The sequence below is a fragment of the Thioalkalivibrio sp. AKL6 genome (genome assembly GCF_000376905.1).
GTDB lineage: Bacteria > Pseudomonadota > Gammaproteobacteria > Ectothiorhodospirales > Ectothiorhodospiraceae > Thioalkalivibrio > Thioalkalivibrio versutus.
Map to the genome: position 1 here is coordinate 166,101 of NZ_AQXS01000007.1, position 13,183 is coordinate 179,283.

Genomic DNA, 13,183 nt, shown 5'->3' on the forward strand with positions numbered 1-13,183 from the left:
GCCGCATGTGATACCGGCCTGTCGGGGGTCTTGATCTCCAAACCACCAACATATACCGCCCGGCACCGTTTCGCCCGTTTGCGATCCGCGCAGTGGGGAACGCCATGCTGGACGGTGACGGGTGGCACAGGAGCACGACCCGGAAGTTGCAGCCAATCACGTTCCGGTGCCAAGGCCGTACGCGCAGGCGGAGTCTGTGACGGAATTGCGTTGTAATGGGACCGGGGAGCGAATAGCGTTACCCGCGAGCACCATCCCCCTGTGTGCTCCGCGCCCCGAGCCTTCCCCCAACAGGCCGGGGCGCTCTTTTTTCGGCTTGCCGTTGACGATCCGGCGGAAATCGGCAACCAGCACCCCTCCGGGAAGGGATGCAGGGGACTTTCGCCGAGCGTCAGGCCGCCTCGTGGGCGAGCAGCTCGCCCAGGGCGTGGAGCATCGACTGCAGCCGAACGGCATGGCGTTCGCCGTCGAAATGGCAGGTCTGAACCCGAGCGGGACCGCCGCGCGTCTGCCAGCCAAAGCAGACGGTGCCCACCGGCTTTTCGGGCATCCCGCCGCCCGGCCCGGCGATGCCGGTGACCGACAGGGCGTGATCCGCGTCGCAGCGGGCCAGGCCGCCCTCGACCATCGCGCGGGCCACGGCCTCGCTGACCGCACCGTGCTCCTCGATCAGTTCGGCCGGGACACCGACCATCGCAGTCTTCGCGGCATTGGAGTACGCCACCCAGCCGCATTCGAACCACTGCGAGCTACCCGGAATATCCGTCATCGCCTGCGCGATGCCGCCGCCGGTGCAGGATTCCACGGTGCACAGGCGTTCGCCCTTCGCCATCAGGCGCTCGCTCAGGTCATAAACCAGGGCCGACAGGCTCGGGGCGTCGGACTCGCGGAGGGTCAGGAGGGTAGTGCTCGATTCTGCCGTCATGGCGCGATCATCCCTCCGGATCGAAGGCGACCGCAACCCGCCAGCCGTTGCCGGATGCGCCCTCGACGGGGGCGCAGCGCACCACGCGGCCGTGGCGCTCAAGACCCTCCAGGCGACCGTCCGGGCTTGGCACCGAGACCGTAATGCCCACACCGGCATCGGTCTCGCGCTGCGCCACAAAGGCGCAACCCATGGCGGAGAGGTCCTCCAACTGCACGCTGATGGACTCGCCACTGGAGCGCCAGGTGACGCGCGCCGCCGTGCTGACCTGCATCCGCCGGTGATCGCGCCGATCCTCTTCCCCGATCATGCTCGCCTCCTCCCTGACATCGCGTCGCTTGCGCTGTCCCGAGTGTGGCACAACTCCCGCACCTGACCCAGCTGCCATGTCGGGCACTGCATCCGTATACTGCGCGTCTGCCCGGATCGAGCGCCGCCGGACCGATGAGCGCCGCCGCCCATACGCCGATCAGATGTCGCATTAGCCGGGCAAATCGCGGGCAGGCCACGCCACAGGGCCATGCCAGCCGCGCGAGCGCCGGCCCCCTGCTTGAGGGCGTTACAGGCAGGGGTATGGAGCGTTAGTTGGCCTGCTTGCGGTCCGCATGGGCGCGGGATAGCGTGACTGAAGAGCACCGCCCCCCTGTGTGCTCGGCGCCCCGTGCCTCCCCCCCTGAGGCCGGGGCGTTTCTCGTTGGGGTACGGAGCCCGCACGGGAGCACGGGGGATTGCCAACCGATGCCGCCGCGCGCGTGATACCGTGCGCGGCGAACCGCCGAGTATTGGACAAATGTCTGATTGCGAATCCCGATTTTCTGGACAGCCGCTAACAAGTGACTGACAAGACGCCACTTTCCGCACACACCCCGATGATGCAGCAGTACCTCGGTATCAAGGCCGAGTACCCGGATACGCTGCTGCTCTACCGCATGGGTGATTTCTACGAGCTGTTCCATGATGACGCCGAGCGCGCCGCGGGACTGCTCGATATCACCCTGACCCGGCGTGGCGAATCGGCCGGACAACCGATCCCCATGGCCGGGATCCCGGTGCACACCCTGGAAAGCTATCTCGCGCGCCTGCTGAAGCTGGGCGAGAGCGTGGCCATCTGCGAGCAGACCGGCGCGGTCGGAGAACAGAAGGGCCCGGTCAAGCGCGAGGTCGTGCGCATTGTCACCCCCGGGACGGTCACCGAAGAGGCCCTGCTGGAGGCCCGCAGCATCAACCGGATGGTCGCGGTGTGCCCCGCCGGCTCGGCCGCGATCAAGGGCCGCAAGGAGGGCTACGGGGTTGCCAGCCTGGAGTTCGCCTCCGGCCAGTTCCGCCTGCTGGAGGTGCGCGACGCGACCGAACTGGCCGCCGAGCTGGCACGGCTGGACCCGGTGGAATGCCTGATCCCCGACCAGGCCGCGCCCATCCCCGGGATCGAGGGCTTCGCCCCCCAGCGCCACGCGGACTGGCATTTCGACGGTGTCTCGGCCCGCCGGGTCCTGACCACCCACTTCGGCACCCGCGACCTCTCCGGCTTTGGCTGCGACGGCCTGGACCTGGGCATCGCTGCGGCCGGCGCCCTGCTCGCCTACGTGCAAAACCGCCATCGCGGGGATCTCGCGCATATCACCGGACTGGCGCACGAGCTGCGCAGCCAGATGCTGGTGCTGGACCCGGCCACCCGCCGCAACCTGGAGCTGACCCGCACCCTGGGCGGCGAACGCCACGGATCCCTGCTGGCCCTGCTGGACACCACCCGCTCGGCGATGGGTTCGCGCCGGCTGCTGCAGTGGCTGCACCAGCCACTGCGCGACCGCGCCATCATCCGCGAGCGCCAGACCGCGATCACCGGACTTCTGGAGTCGGGGGCCACCGCGCCCCTGCGCGAGGCCCTGGCCGGCAGCGCGGATGTCGAACGCATCCTGTCGCGTATCGTCCTCGGCAGCGCCCGGCCGCGCGATCTGACCGCCCTGCTCGCGAGTCTCGAACGCCTGCCGCCCCTGCACCAGACCCTGACTCCGCTGGCCGCCAGCGCAGCCTCCCTGCAGGCGCTGTACGAGGCCCTGGCGCCGGAAGACGAGCTGAGCGCGACCCTGGCCGCCGCCCTAGTCGAGGAGCCACCGCTGCGCGTCACCGACGGCGGCATGATCCGCGCCGGCTTCGATGCCGAGCTGGATCGCCTGCGCGCACTGGAGAACGATGCCGACTCGTTCCTGCGCGAGATCGAGGCGCGCGAGCGCGAGGCCACCGGCATCCCCACCCTGAAGGTCGCCTACAACCGGGTGCACGGCTACTACATCGAGGTCTCGCGCACGCGCTCGGCGGAGCTACCCGGGCGCTTCATGCGCCGCCAGACGCTGAAGAACGCCGAGCGCTACACCACCGAGGAACTCAAGCGCTTCGAGGACGAGATCCTCTCCGCCCGCGAGCAGGCCATGGCCCGCGAACGCGCCCTGTTCGATGGCCTGATCGCCGAGCTCCAGGGTCGCGCCCCGCGTCTGCGCGTGATTGCGGACGCGCTGGCCGAACTGGATGCCCTGGCCTGCCTGGCCGAGCGGGCCAGGCGCCTGGACTGGCACTGCCCGGAACTGGTCGACACGCCCGGCATCCGCATCGAACAGGGCCGCCACCCGGTAGTGGAGGCCGGCCTGGATGCGCCCTTCGTCGCCAACGACACCGCGCTGGACCCCGAAGAGCGCCGTCTGCTGGTGATCACCGGCCCCAACATGGGCGGCAAGTCCACCTACATGCGCCAGACCGCGCTGATCGTGCTGCTGGCCTGCATGGGCAGCTTCGTGCCGGCCGCGCGCGCGCAGATCGGGCCGGTGGACCGGATCTTCACCCGCATCGGGGCCTCCGACGACCTGACCTCCGGGCGCTCCACCTTCATGGTGGAAATGACCGAGGCCGCCAACATCCTGCACAACGCGGGCCCCGAGAGCCTGGTGTTGATGGACGAGATCGGCCGCGGCACCAGCACCTTCGACGGCCTCGCCCTGGCGCTCGCCTGCGCCGAACGCCTGACGCGCCACAATCGCGCCCTGACCCTGTTCGCCACGCACTACTTCGAGCTGACGGCGCTGGCCGAACGCGAACCGGCGGTCGCCAACGTGCACACGGATGCCATGGAACACGAGCACAGCATCGTGTTCCTGCACCAGGTCCGCGAGGGGCCGGCCAATCAGAGTTACGGCCTGCAGGTAGCGCAACTGGCCGGGGTACCGGCCGATGTCCTGAAGCTCGCGCGCCAGCACCTGCGCGAGCTCGAGGACCGCGCCGCCGAGAGCGACTCGCCGCAACTGGGGCTGTTCACGCCCAAGCCCGACCCGGCCAACGTGGCCGTACCCGAACCCGAGCCGTACGAAGCGGAGGCACGCGCCCTGAAGGCCCTGTTCGACACGCTGGATCCGGACGACATGTCCCCGCGCGAGGCCCTGGATGCCCTCTATCGGATGAAAGACACCCTGCGCGAAAAGTAGCCGCTGCGTCGGGGGTCAGTCGTCCGGATCCGCGGGCGTGACCGCCTCTTCCTTGGCATCGTCCGGATCGCCATCTTCCAGCACATCCGACGGGATCGCCGCGCTGTCCCAGCCGCCACCCAGCGCACGGAATAGCGTCGCGGTGGCCGCCAGCCGATCGCGCGAGGCCTCGGTCAGGGTCAGGCCTCGCATCCAGCAGGGCGCGACGCGCGTCCAGCACCTCCAGATAGCCCACGAAGCCGCCAAGATAGCGCCGCTCCGCCAGGTCAAGGACCTCGATCCGGGCACGCATCTCGCGCTGGCGTGCCTCCACCCGCTCGCCTCCTGCCCAAACAGGGCCGCCAGATTCAGGCTCGGCAACCATTCGGCCCGCGCCTGCACCACACGGGCCGCGGCGATCCCAGCGTCGAGGTCGTTCTCCAGGGCGTCGCGCACTAGGCGGTCGAGCTGCGGGTCCTCGAACCTCTCCCACCAGAACTCGGCATCGGCGGAGTTCTGGTCCATCTGCTCGCCAACCGCCCCCGGCCACGCCTCCGGGAGGGCGACCTCCGGGCGCTCGCAGTCCGGCCCCACCGCACAGCCCGCCAGCACGAGGGCCACACGGGGACGCCACCGACCCATCCCGTAAAGGCTGTTGCAGCCCATCGAATCCCGAAATGACGCCGGCCCGCGCCCGGGATTCACGACTCCGGTGGTGGAGGCGTTACAATGCCGCCATATCCTGTCGGCAGGGCCAGGGACACGTGCCGCCGCGACCATGACCGGGCCTCAAAAATCCCGGTCAACTGACTGAATTCAAAGGGAGACAAGCATGGCTTTCATCGTTCTCGATAACTGCATCAAGTGCAAGTACACCGATTGCGTCGAGGTCTGCCCGGTCGACTGCTTCCATGAAGGACCGAACTTCCTGGCCATCGACCCCGACGAATGCATCGACTGCACCCTGTGCGAGCCGGAATGCCCGGCCGAAGCCATCGTGCCGGAAGACGATGTCCCCGAAGACCAGCTTCAGTTCATCGAACTGAACGCCGAACTCGCCCGCACCTGGCCGGTCATCACCGCGCGCAAGGACCCGCCGGCCGACGCCGAGGAATGGGACGGCGTCGATAACAAACTGCAGTACCTGGAGCGCTGACCCCGGTCGAACCGGTACCCGTCAGCCGCTCAGCCCCGGGCGAGGCACGCGTTTAGGCGATGCACCGCCTGGGGAACGATCTCTTTGCCTGCCCCTGGCCCAGCACGAGGCCCATCCGCCCCGCTACCGCACCCTTCCCCAGGAAGTGCTCGACACGCGGCCGCCTCCACGGCGGGCCGCATCGGCCCGCGGACGGCACTCCTACACGTGTTTGATGATCGACCCGACACGAAAGGCCGGACGGCGATGCGGGGCTCGGAAGCGCCGCCTCAGGCAGCAGGGCGATCAGGGAACAGGTGGCGAGGGATCCACCACAGGTACACCGTCATTCCGATCAGCTCGACCAGGGACTGGAACACCACCACGACCACGGCGAGTTCCAGCCCCTGCGGCAGGGCGAGCGCGATGGGCAGGACCACGAAGGAGTTGCGCGAGCCGAGGCTGAAGGCGAGCACCCGCCCATCGGCCACCGGCAGGCCGAAGGCCCGGGCCAGCGCCCGCGCCAGCAGGGCCGCGACCACCAGGAAGCCGGCGAAGATCAGCAACAGCGGGAACAGCACACCGGCACCGTCCAGCACCGTGTTGAACTGGGAGGCCGCGATGACGAACACCACCACGGCCAGCAACGGGACCGGCAGCCAGGCCAGGCCCGAGATCAGATGCCCGCGGCCGGGGTCGTCGTTGGCCCAGCGTTCGGTCAAGTACGCCAGGATCAGCGGGACCAGGATCAGGCCGGCAAAGGCCTTCAGCACGTCCTCGCCGGCCAGCGCCAGGGTGAATTCGCCGCCGAAGAACAGCCACAGATAAAACGGCAGCAGCGCCAGCTGCATGAGCAGCGAGATCGGGGAGAAGGCGATGGCCCCGCGGGTATCGCCGCCGCCGAGATGGGTAAAGGTGATGAACCAGTCGGTGCATGGCACCAGCAGCACCAGGGCGATCCCCAGCAGGATCGCAGGATCACCCGGCGCCACCTGGAGGATCGCCCAGACCAGCGGCGGGATCACCACGAAGTTGCCGATCACCGCGGCCACCAGCAAACGCGGCTCGCGGAACGCCGCACCCAGGTGGATCAGCGGCGTCTGCGTGAATGTGGCGTACAGCAGCACCCCGAGTACGGGCCAGAGCACCACATCCAGCCACTCGCTGGCCCCCGGCGCGGCCACCCCCAGGAAGAGCCCCAGGACGATGGTCACCAGGTAGATCAGGACCTGGTACTGCTCCAGCCGCTCACGCATCCGCGAAGGCGGCTCGGGCACGACACAAGGCGTTTACCAGAGCCAGGTTTCGGGCTGCTCGATGGCGCGATTGTCGTTGTTGGCCAGCAGGCCCTTGATGCAGCGCACCAGCAGCCAGATCACCAGGGCGAGGAAGATCACGAAGCCAATGCCGATCGGCGTCGTGATGACCCCGAGCACGGCAAACAACAGCCCGATCCAGAACGTGCGGATCTGGTAGGTGAAGTGGGAGACGCTGACGGTATCGGCCTCGCCGCGCTTGATATAGGCGATGATCAGGCCGGCGATGGCGGTCAGCGCGGTCAGGAAGCTCACCAGATAAAGCACGTATACCACGGTGACCATCGTGCCATCCTTGCGCGGGCCGAGCGTGGGCTCGCTCACGTCGCTGCGCACAACTTCCGGTTTCGGATCTTCGGACACTTCGCACCTCCTGTGGCGTGAATGACGGGGACCAACTTATCAGACTCGCCCGATGCCTATCCGGGCCCGCCCAGCACGATGAGCAGGATACCGACAAGGGCAAAGAAGAACCCGGCCAGTTGCACCCGTGACATGCGCTCGGCCTGGAACAATCGCGCCATCAGCGCCGTCGGCGCCGGGGACAGCGCCCCGGCCACCGCGATGATCGACAACAGGCCCATGCGCACCGCGACCACGAAGGCTACGGTCGCCGCCGCCTGTAACAGACCTGCCAGCGACAGCAACACCAGGGTCGAGCGGCTCATCCCCAGCTGCGGACGGCGGATCAGCATCACCACCAGAAGGGCCAGGGCACCCACTGCCGAGGTTGCGACCACCGGCCACAGCGGCGAGCCGGCCTCGGCCTCGTTGAGGAACACGAATATCAGACCGAAACAGGCCCCCGCGATCGCCGCGTCGAGCAGGCCACGAACCGGATGCTCCCCCCTCGCCAACGCCATCAGGCCACGTACCGGTTGATCCAGGTTGCGCGGACTCGCCTTGCGCGCCCCGCCAGAGATCATCCCGATCGCGATCACGATCGCGGCGATCCCGAGCAACGCCAGCAGCCCCGGCTGTTCACCCAGCGCGAGTCCGACCAGCAGCGGCACCAGCGCCGAGATCACCCCGGTCACCGCAGCGACCAGCCCCATCGAACCCTGGGCCAGGCCGTGGTAGTACGCCAGCAGGCCCAGCGCCAGGGCAAGCCCCGCGGCGCCACCCCAGATCAGGGCCTGCGCTCCAGGCAGCCCGGCCAGCGGAAGGGCGATCACCAACAGGGCTGCGGTCGCAAGGATCTGCGAATAGCAGGCCACCACCAGCGCCGGAATGCGTCGCGAGGCCAGCCCACCGAAGAAATCGCCGGCGCCAAACCCCAGGGCCGTCAGCAGGCCCAGAAAGAACGCCAACTCAGACCCTGCCGCGGTTCGAACCCATCATGCGCGGGCTTACTCGTGCGCGCCGTCGAGCATGTCCTTCAGGGCCTCTTCGCTACCGGCATGGCCGACGCCGGTCACCACACCCTCGGTGTCCAGCAGGATCACGGTCACCTGCTCGCGCTGATGCGGCAGGAAGCCGGCATCGGCCGCGCTGGAGGTGACCACGATGGAGTAGTCCCGTGCCTGCATGCGCGGCAGCACCACGTTCTGCATCGGTTGCGGCGGCATCTCGTGGATATCGGCGATGTAGATAATGCCCAGCGCATCGCGCGCCTCGGCGCCCATGCCATCCAGCACCGCATTGGCCACACCAGCCGGCGCGGCCTCCACGGTCTTCAGGATCACGCGGGCATCGCCCGGCAGCTCCACCGGATTGCCGTGCTGGTCGTTCAGGGTGCGCTCGGGAAAGGGCTGGCCCTCGGCGAACTCGGGCTCCGGGCCACCGCCGGACATGCAACCGGCGACAAGCCCGGCCGCGGCCAGCAGGACGGCGGGCAGGAAGGATCGGGCGATACGGGACATGACAGTTCTCCTGCGAATCAAAATATGGAATCGAGCGCGCAGCACGGGCGCGGTTTAGCGCCGCCGATGGTAACGCATCGAGTGCGTCAGTAGACTGCAACGACCTTCACGACCGACGCCTGCATGCTGTATTCGCTGATCAAACTGCTGCGCCCGCACCAGTACATCAAGAACGGGTTCGTGTTCCTCGGCGTGGTGTTCGCGCACGAGTGGGGCGAGCCCGGCACCGTGCTGGCGGCCAGCCTCACCTTCCTCGCCTTCTGCGCGATCGCCAGCGCGGTGTACGTGCTGAACGACATCGTCGACGTCGAGGCCGACCGCCAGCATCCGACCAAGCGCGACCGCCCCATCGCCAGTGGCGCGATCAGCGTCCCCACCGCCTGGGCGATCTTCGCCACCGCGGCGATCCTCGCGCTGGTCCTCGCGGCGATGGTCAGCACCTGGGTCATCGCGCTGATCCTGACCTACCTGGTGCTGAACGTGGCCTATTCCTGGTCGCTGAAGCACATCGTGATCCTGGATGTATTCAGCATCGCGGCCGGCTTCATGCTGCGCATCCTTGCCGGCACCCTGGGCCTGGGGATCGAGCCCTCGCAGTGGCTGCTGCTGTGCGGCCTGATGCTGACGCTGTTTCTCGGCTTCGCCAAACGCCGTGCGGAGCTGGCCGACGACACCATCGAACGCCGCGGCAACGCCGATCGGCCGCGGCGCGTACTCGACGACTACAGCCTCAGCCTGCTCGATCAGTTCACCTCCATCAGCGCCGCCTGCACGGTACTCGCCTATGGCCTGTACACCGTCAGCGCGGAGACCATGGCCCTGCACGGCACCGACGGGCTGATCTACACCCTGCCGTTCGTGATCTACGGTATCTTCCGCTACCTGTTCCTGCTGCACGCCCGCGGCGGCGGCAACGACACCTCGCGCGACCTGGTCACCGACCCCCACCTGCTGGCCACCGTTGCGGTGTGGCTCGGGGTCACCATCGCCGTGCTCGCATGAGCGCGGTACGGCTCTCCGGCTGGCGCCTGCGCGCGGTGATGTTCTCGGTCATCGTGGCCGTCGCCCTGTATCTCGGGGTCGCCCTGTGGGCCGGTGCGGACGAGGTCTGGCGCGCCCTCAAGCTGGTGGGCTTCGGCGGACTGCTGCTGGCCCTGGCGCTGTCACTGGTGAACTACAGCCTGCGCTTTGCCCGCTGGCAGCTGTACCTGCGCACCCTCGGCCATACCGTCCGGGCCCGCGCCAGCCTGCACATCTACGTGGCCGGCTTTGCCCTGACCACCACCCCCGGAAAGGCCGGGGAGGCCCTGCGCGGGGTGCTGCTGAAACGTCGCCACGTACCCTACCCCGACAGCTTCGCGGCGTTCGTCTCCGAACGCCTGTCCGACCTGATCGCGGTGGTGCTGCTGTCCATGCTGGGGCTGACCCTGGTCGCGCAGGGCACCTGGCTGATCCTGATCGGTGCCGCCTGCGTCCTGACCGCGCTGGTGGTCCTCGCCTGGCGCCGGCCGCTGGCCTGGCTGCAAACCGTGAGCGACCGCCCGGGCCAGCGCCTGTGGCGCACCCTGCACCATCTGGTTACCGTCCTGCTGCAGGCGCGACGCTGCCACCGGCCCGCCCTGCTGGCCGGCGCCACCGTGCTCAGCGTGGTGGCCTGGAGCGCGGAGGCCCTGGCCTTCTGGTGGATCCTGAATGCCATGGGCTTCGAGGTCGGCTTCGCCTTTGCCGCCTTCGTCTTCGCCCTGGCCATGCTCGCTGGAGCGCTGAGCTTCCTACCGGGGGGGCTCGGCGGTACCGAGGCGGTGATGGTCGCCCTGCTGCTGTGGGCCGACATGCCCCCGGCCGACGCGGTCGCGGCCACCATGCTGATCCGCTTCACCACCCTGTGGTTCGCCGTGATCCTCGGCCTGATCGCACTGGGCACCAACCCCGAGGCCCGCGGCCACGAACTCCCGGACGAGCACCATGGCTAGGCTCGCCATGCCAATCCCGTCATTGCGAGGCCCCGCAGGGGCCGTGGCAATCTCCCGAGGCTGTTCCGGGCGTTGGGGGCAGGAGACGGCGATCACTCGCTGCGCTCGCCCGTCGGGCCGGCCTGCGGCCGTTCAACGGGCTACGCGCTTTTGTGCCGCGGCCCCTGCGGGGCCTCGCAATGACGGGTACGGGAAAGGCGCCGGAGGCCTTGCATGACCGCCAGCTGGAACCGCATCCCGCAGGCGGAACATGCGGCCGAGGTCGCGCTCGGTCGCCGCGGGCGGGCATTGCCCGACGTGCCGCGCCCGCTGCTCGCCCACGGCCTGGGACGCAGCTATGGGGATGTCTGCCTGAACCCGGAGGCCTCGCTGCTGCACACCCCGGGGCTGGATCGCTTCGTGGCCTTCGACGCGGCCACCGGAGAGCTCACGGCCGAGGCCGGAGTATCCCTGGATGCGCTGCTGCGCTTCGCCGTGCCGCGCGGCTGGTTTCCGCCGGTGGTGCCCGGCACGCGCTTCGTTACCCTGGGGGGTGCGGTCGCCAATGACGTGCACGGCAAGAACCACCACCAGGCCGGCAGCTTCGGCGACCATGTACGCGCCCTGACCCTGCGTCGTTCCGATGGCCAGGTGCTGGAGGTCACCCCCGAGAACACACCCGACTGGTTCGCCGCGACCGTCGGCGGCCTGGGCCTGACCGGCCTGATCGAGACCGTGACCCTGCAACTGGCCCCGATCCGCAGTGCCTGGATGCGCGCCTGGTCGCAGCGCTTCGACTCGCTGGACGCATTCTGGGAGCTGAACGCCCAGTCCGAGCGCGAGTGGCCCTACACCGTGGCCTGGATCGACTGCCTGAACCCGGGAGCGGGCGGCCGGGTCGGTCGCGGCATCTACAGCGGCGGGCGCCATGCCACCACCGCGCCGCGCAAGGACGCCTGGCACGAACGCCGCCGCAGCATCCCGCTGGACCCGCCGGTGTCGCTGGTCAACCGCCTGACCCTGCGCGCGTTCAACCACCTCTACTACCGCCAGCCGGTGCACGCGACCCCGCGCGCGGTCCATCACCTGCCCTGGCTGTTCCCGCTGGACGCGATCCGGCACTGGAACCGGATCTACGGTCACGACGGGTTCTACCAGTACCAGTGCGTGCTGCCGCCGGCGGCTTCAAAGGACGGCGTGCAGGCCCTGCTGGATGCCATCGCCGCCAGTGGCCAGGGGTCGTTCCTCGCGGTGCTCAAGACCTTCGGCGACCGCGCCGCGCCGGGCCTGCTGTCCTTCCCGCGCCTGGGTGCCACGCTCGCGCTGGACTTCCCGGAAAAGGGCCGCGACACCGAACGCCTGTTCACGCGCCTGGACGCGATCGTGCAGGAGGCCGGCGGTGCCCTGTACCCTGCGAAGGACGCACGCATGCCGGCCGACGTCTTCCGCCAGGGGTTCCCCCGCTGGGAGGCCTTCGCCGAGTATGTGGACCCCGAATTCTCCTCCGGCTTCTGGCGCAGGGTGACGGCATGAACCCAATGAAGAACGTTGTCCTCTTTGGTGCGACCTCGGCCATTGCCTCCGCGGCGGCGCGGGAGTTGGTGGACACCGGCGCACGGCTGTTCTGCGTGGCCCGCGACGGCGAGGCGCTGGAGGCCCTGCTGGCCGACCTGCGGGTGCGTGGCGACGACCCGGACGGCGCCCGCATCCTCGGCGCCACGACGGATCTGGCCGACGTCGACGGCCACGCCGCCATCTGGCAACAGGCGCAGGAGGCCCTGGGCGAGGTGGACAGCGTGCTGCTGGCCTGGGGCACCCTGCCCGACCAGGCGGCCTGCAACGCCTCGGTGGACGAGACCCTGCAAGCGATCCACGTGAACGGCACCAGCGCCATCGCCCTGCTCGCCCGCATCGCGCCGGACTTCGAAGCCCGCGGCCGGGGCGTGATCGCCGCCATCGGCTCGGTCGCCGGCGACCGCGGGCGCCAGAGCAACTACGCCTATGGCACGGCCAAGGGCATGCTCGCGATCTACCTGCAAGGGCTGCGCAACCGGCTGTTCTTCAGCGGCGTGGACGTGGTCACGCTCAAGCCCGGCTTCGTGCGCACCCCGATGACCGAGGGCTTCAATCGCGCCGGCGCCCTGTGGGCCGAACCGGAAACGGTCGCCCGGGGCATCGTCCGCGCCATGCACCGTGGCCGTGACGTGGCCTACCTGCCCGGCAAGTGGTGGGTGATCATGACCATCATCCGCCTGATCCCCGAATACCTGTTCAAGCGCCTCAAACTCTAGGGAAACACTGATCCATGTACACACTCGCGTTGGTACCCCAGGTTTTCCGAGGCAAGGCGCGGTGCGCAGCCGGTAGTGGTTCTACCGGCCCGTTTTTGATGATTTCGCGCCGCAACGCAGGATCGGGGAACCTGGGGTACCAACCCCACAAGATGATGAACGAAGGGGCTCGGCCGCCCGTTGTTATCAAAAACGGGCGCGCGCACGGCGTTGCGGTTCCCTCGTGCAGAATGACTGCACGGCAGTCACCGCG

Annotated in this window: 12 protein-coding genes and 1 pseudogene; 6 read left to right on the forward strand and 7 right to left on the reverse strand. The window is 68.8% G+C overall.

Translation table 11 applies throughout. The features are described 5' to 3' along the window. Positions 1 to 391: 391 nt before the first annotated feature. Positions 392 to 925: a CinA family protein gene (locus D575_RS0102355; protein ID WP_018144307.1), complete on the reverse strand. Its 534-nt coding sequence runs from the start codon at positions 923 to 925 to the stop codon at positions 392 to 394. A gap of 7 nt (positions 926 to 932) precedes the next feature. Next, the gene (locus D575_RS0102360; RefSeq protein WP_018144308.1) at positions 933 to 1,235 is read right to left on the reverse strand and encodes a PilZ domain-containing protein; all 303 of its coding nucleotides are present in this window, start codon (positions 1,233 to 1,235) and stop codon (positions 933 to 935) included. 562 nt (positions 1,236 to 1,797) lie between these two features. Between D575_RS0102360 and mutS the strand changes: the two genes are divergently transcribed. After that, positions 1,798 to 4,395, forward strand: coding sequence for a DNA mismatch repair protein MutS (gene mutS, locus D575_RS0102365; protein ID WP_019612106.1), 2,598 nt, complete (start codon positions 1,798 to 1,800; stop codon positions 4,393 to 4,395). A gap of 15 nt (positions 4,396 to 4,410) precedes the next feature. Here the strand turns inward: mutS and D575_RS14515 are convergent. Next, a pseudogene (locus D575_RS14515) lies at positions 4,411 to 5,040 on the reverse strand (TolC family protein). 166 nt (positions 5,041 to 5,206) lie between these two features. Here D575_RS14515 and fdxA point away from each other — a divergent pair. Continuing rightward, positions 5,207 to 5,530 (forward strand): ferredoxin FdxA, encoded by a 324-nt coding sequence (gene fdxA / locus D575_RS0102375; RefSeq protein WP_018144311.1) that lies wholly within the window; start codon positions 5,207 to 5,209, stop codon positions 5,528 to 5,530. Between the two features lie 269 nt (positions 5,531 to 5,799). Here fdxA and D575_RS0102380 read toward each other — a convergent pair whose 3' ends face one another. Genes D575_RS0102380 through D575_RS0102395 form a run of 4 tightly spaced genes read right to left on the reverse strand, consistent with a single transcriptional unit; the run spans position 5,800 to position 8,687 of the window. Next, positions 5,800 to 6,765 (reverse strand): arsenic resistance protein, encoded by a 966-nt coding sequence (locus D575_RS0102380; RefSeq protein WP_018144312.1) that lies wholly within the window; start codon positions 6,763 to 6,765, stop codon positions 5,800 to 5,802. Between the two features lie 33 nt (positions 6,766 to 6,798). After that, complete coding sequence (locus tag D575_RS0102385; protein ID WP_018144313.1) at positions 6,799 to 7,188, reverse strand: hypothetical protein; 390 nt, start codon at positions 7,186 to 7,188, stop codon at positions 6,799 to 6,801. A gap of 56 nt (positions 7,189 to 7,244) precedes the next feature. Further along, positions 7,245 to 8,135 carry a DMT family transporter gene (locus D575_RS0102390; protein WP_018144314.1) on the reverse strand — a complete coding sequence of 297 codons (891 nt, stop codon included), beginning with the start codon at positions 8,133 to 8,135 and terminating at the stop codon, positions 7,245 to 7,247. A 39-nt stretch (positions 8,136 to 8,174) separates the two neighbouring features. After that, positions 8,175 to 8,687: a hypothetical protein gene (locus D575_RS0102395; RefSeq protein ID WP_018144315.1), complete on the reverse strand. Its 513-nt coding sequence runs from the start codon at positions 8,685 to 8,687 to the stop codon at positions 8,175 to 8,177. Between the two features lie 123 nt (positions 8,688 to 8,810). Here D575_RS0102395 and D575_RS0102400 point away from each other — a divergent pair, with 123 nt between their 5' ends. From D575_RS0102400 to D575_RS0102415, 4 genes are all read left to right on the forward strand, one after another. Further along, positions 8,811 to 9,689 carry a decaprenyl-phosphate phosphoribosyltransferase gene (locus D575_RS0102400; RefSeq protein ID WP_018144316.1) on the forward strand — a complete coding sequence of 293 codons (879 nt, stop codon included), beginning with the start codon at positions 8,811 to 8,813 and terminating at the stop codon, positions 9,687 to 9,689. Then, positions 9,686 to 10,660: a lysylphosphatidylglycerol synthase transmembrane domain-containing protein gene (locus D575_RS0102405; RefSeq protein WP_018144317.1), complete on the forward strand. Its 975-nt coding sequence runs from the start codon at positions 9,686 to 9,688 to the stop codon at positions 10,658 to 10,660. Before D575_RS0102400 ends, D575_RS0102405 begins: the two co-directional genes overlap by 4 nt. Positions 10,661 to 10,873: 213 nt before the next feature. Further along, positions 10,874 to 12,172: an FAD-binding oxidoreductase gene (locus D575_RS0102410; protein ID WP_018144318.1), complete on the forward strand. Its 1,299-nt coding sequence runs from the start codon at positions 10,874 to 10,876 to the stop codon at positions 12,170 to 12,172. Between the two features lie 5 nt (positions 12,173 to 12,177). Next, positions 12,178 to 12,930, forward strand: a complete 753-nt coding sequence (locus tag D575_RS0102415; protein WP_018144319.1) for an SDR family oxidoreductase — start codon at positions 12,178 to 12,180, stop codon at positions 12,928 to 12,930. The last annotated feature ends 253 nt before the right edge of the window (positions 12,931 to 13,183 follow it).

Bases quoted from the DNA above. Each gene is read 5' to 3' on its own strand.
- D575_RS0102355 (WP_018144307.1), bottom strand. From the start codon at position 925: ATGACGGCAGAATCGAGCACTACCCTCCTGACCCTCCGCGAGTCCGAC.
- D575_RS0102360 (WP_018144308.1), bottom strand. From the start codon at position 1,235: ATGATCGGGGAAGAGGATCGGCGCGATCACCGGCGGATGCAGGTCAGC.
- mutS (WP_019612106.1), top strand. From the start codon at position 1,798: ATGCAGCAGTACCTCGGTATCAAGGCCGAGTACCCGGATACGCTGCTG.
- fdxA (WP_018144311.1), top strand. From the start codon at position 5,207: ATGGCTTTCATCGTTCTCGATAACTGCATCAAGTGCAAGTACACCGAT.
- D575_RS0102380 (WP_018144312.1), bottom strand. From the start codon at position 6,765: ATGCGTGAGCGGCTGGAGCAGTACCAGGTCCTGATCTACCTGGTGACC.
- D575_RS0102395 (WP_018144315.1), bottom strand. From the start codon at position 8,687: ATGTCCCGTATCGCCCGATCCTTCCTGCCCGCCGTCCTGCTGGCCGCG.
- D575_RS0102400 (WP_018144316.1), top strand. From the start codon at position 8,811: ATGCTGTATTCGCTGATCAAACTGCTGCGCCCGCACCAGTACATCAAG.
- D575_RS0102405 (WP_018144317.1), top strand. From the start codon at position 9,686: ATGAGCGCGGTACGGCTCTCCGGCTGGCGCCTGCGCGCGGTGATGTTC.
- D575_RS0102410 (WP_018144318.1), top strand. From the start codon at position 10,874: ATGACCGCCAGCTGGAACCGCATCCCGCAGGCGGAACATGCGGCCGAG.
- D575_RS0102415 (WP_018144319.1), top strand. From the start codon at position 12,178: ATGAAGAACGTTGTCCTCTTTGGTGCGACCTCGGCCATTGCCTCCGCG.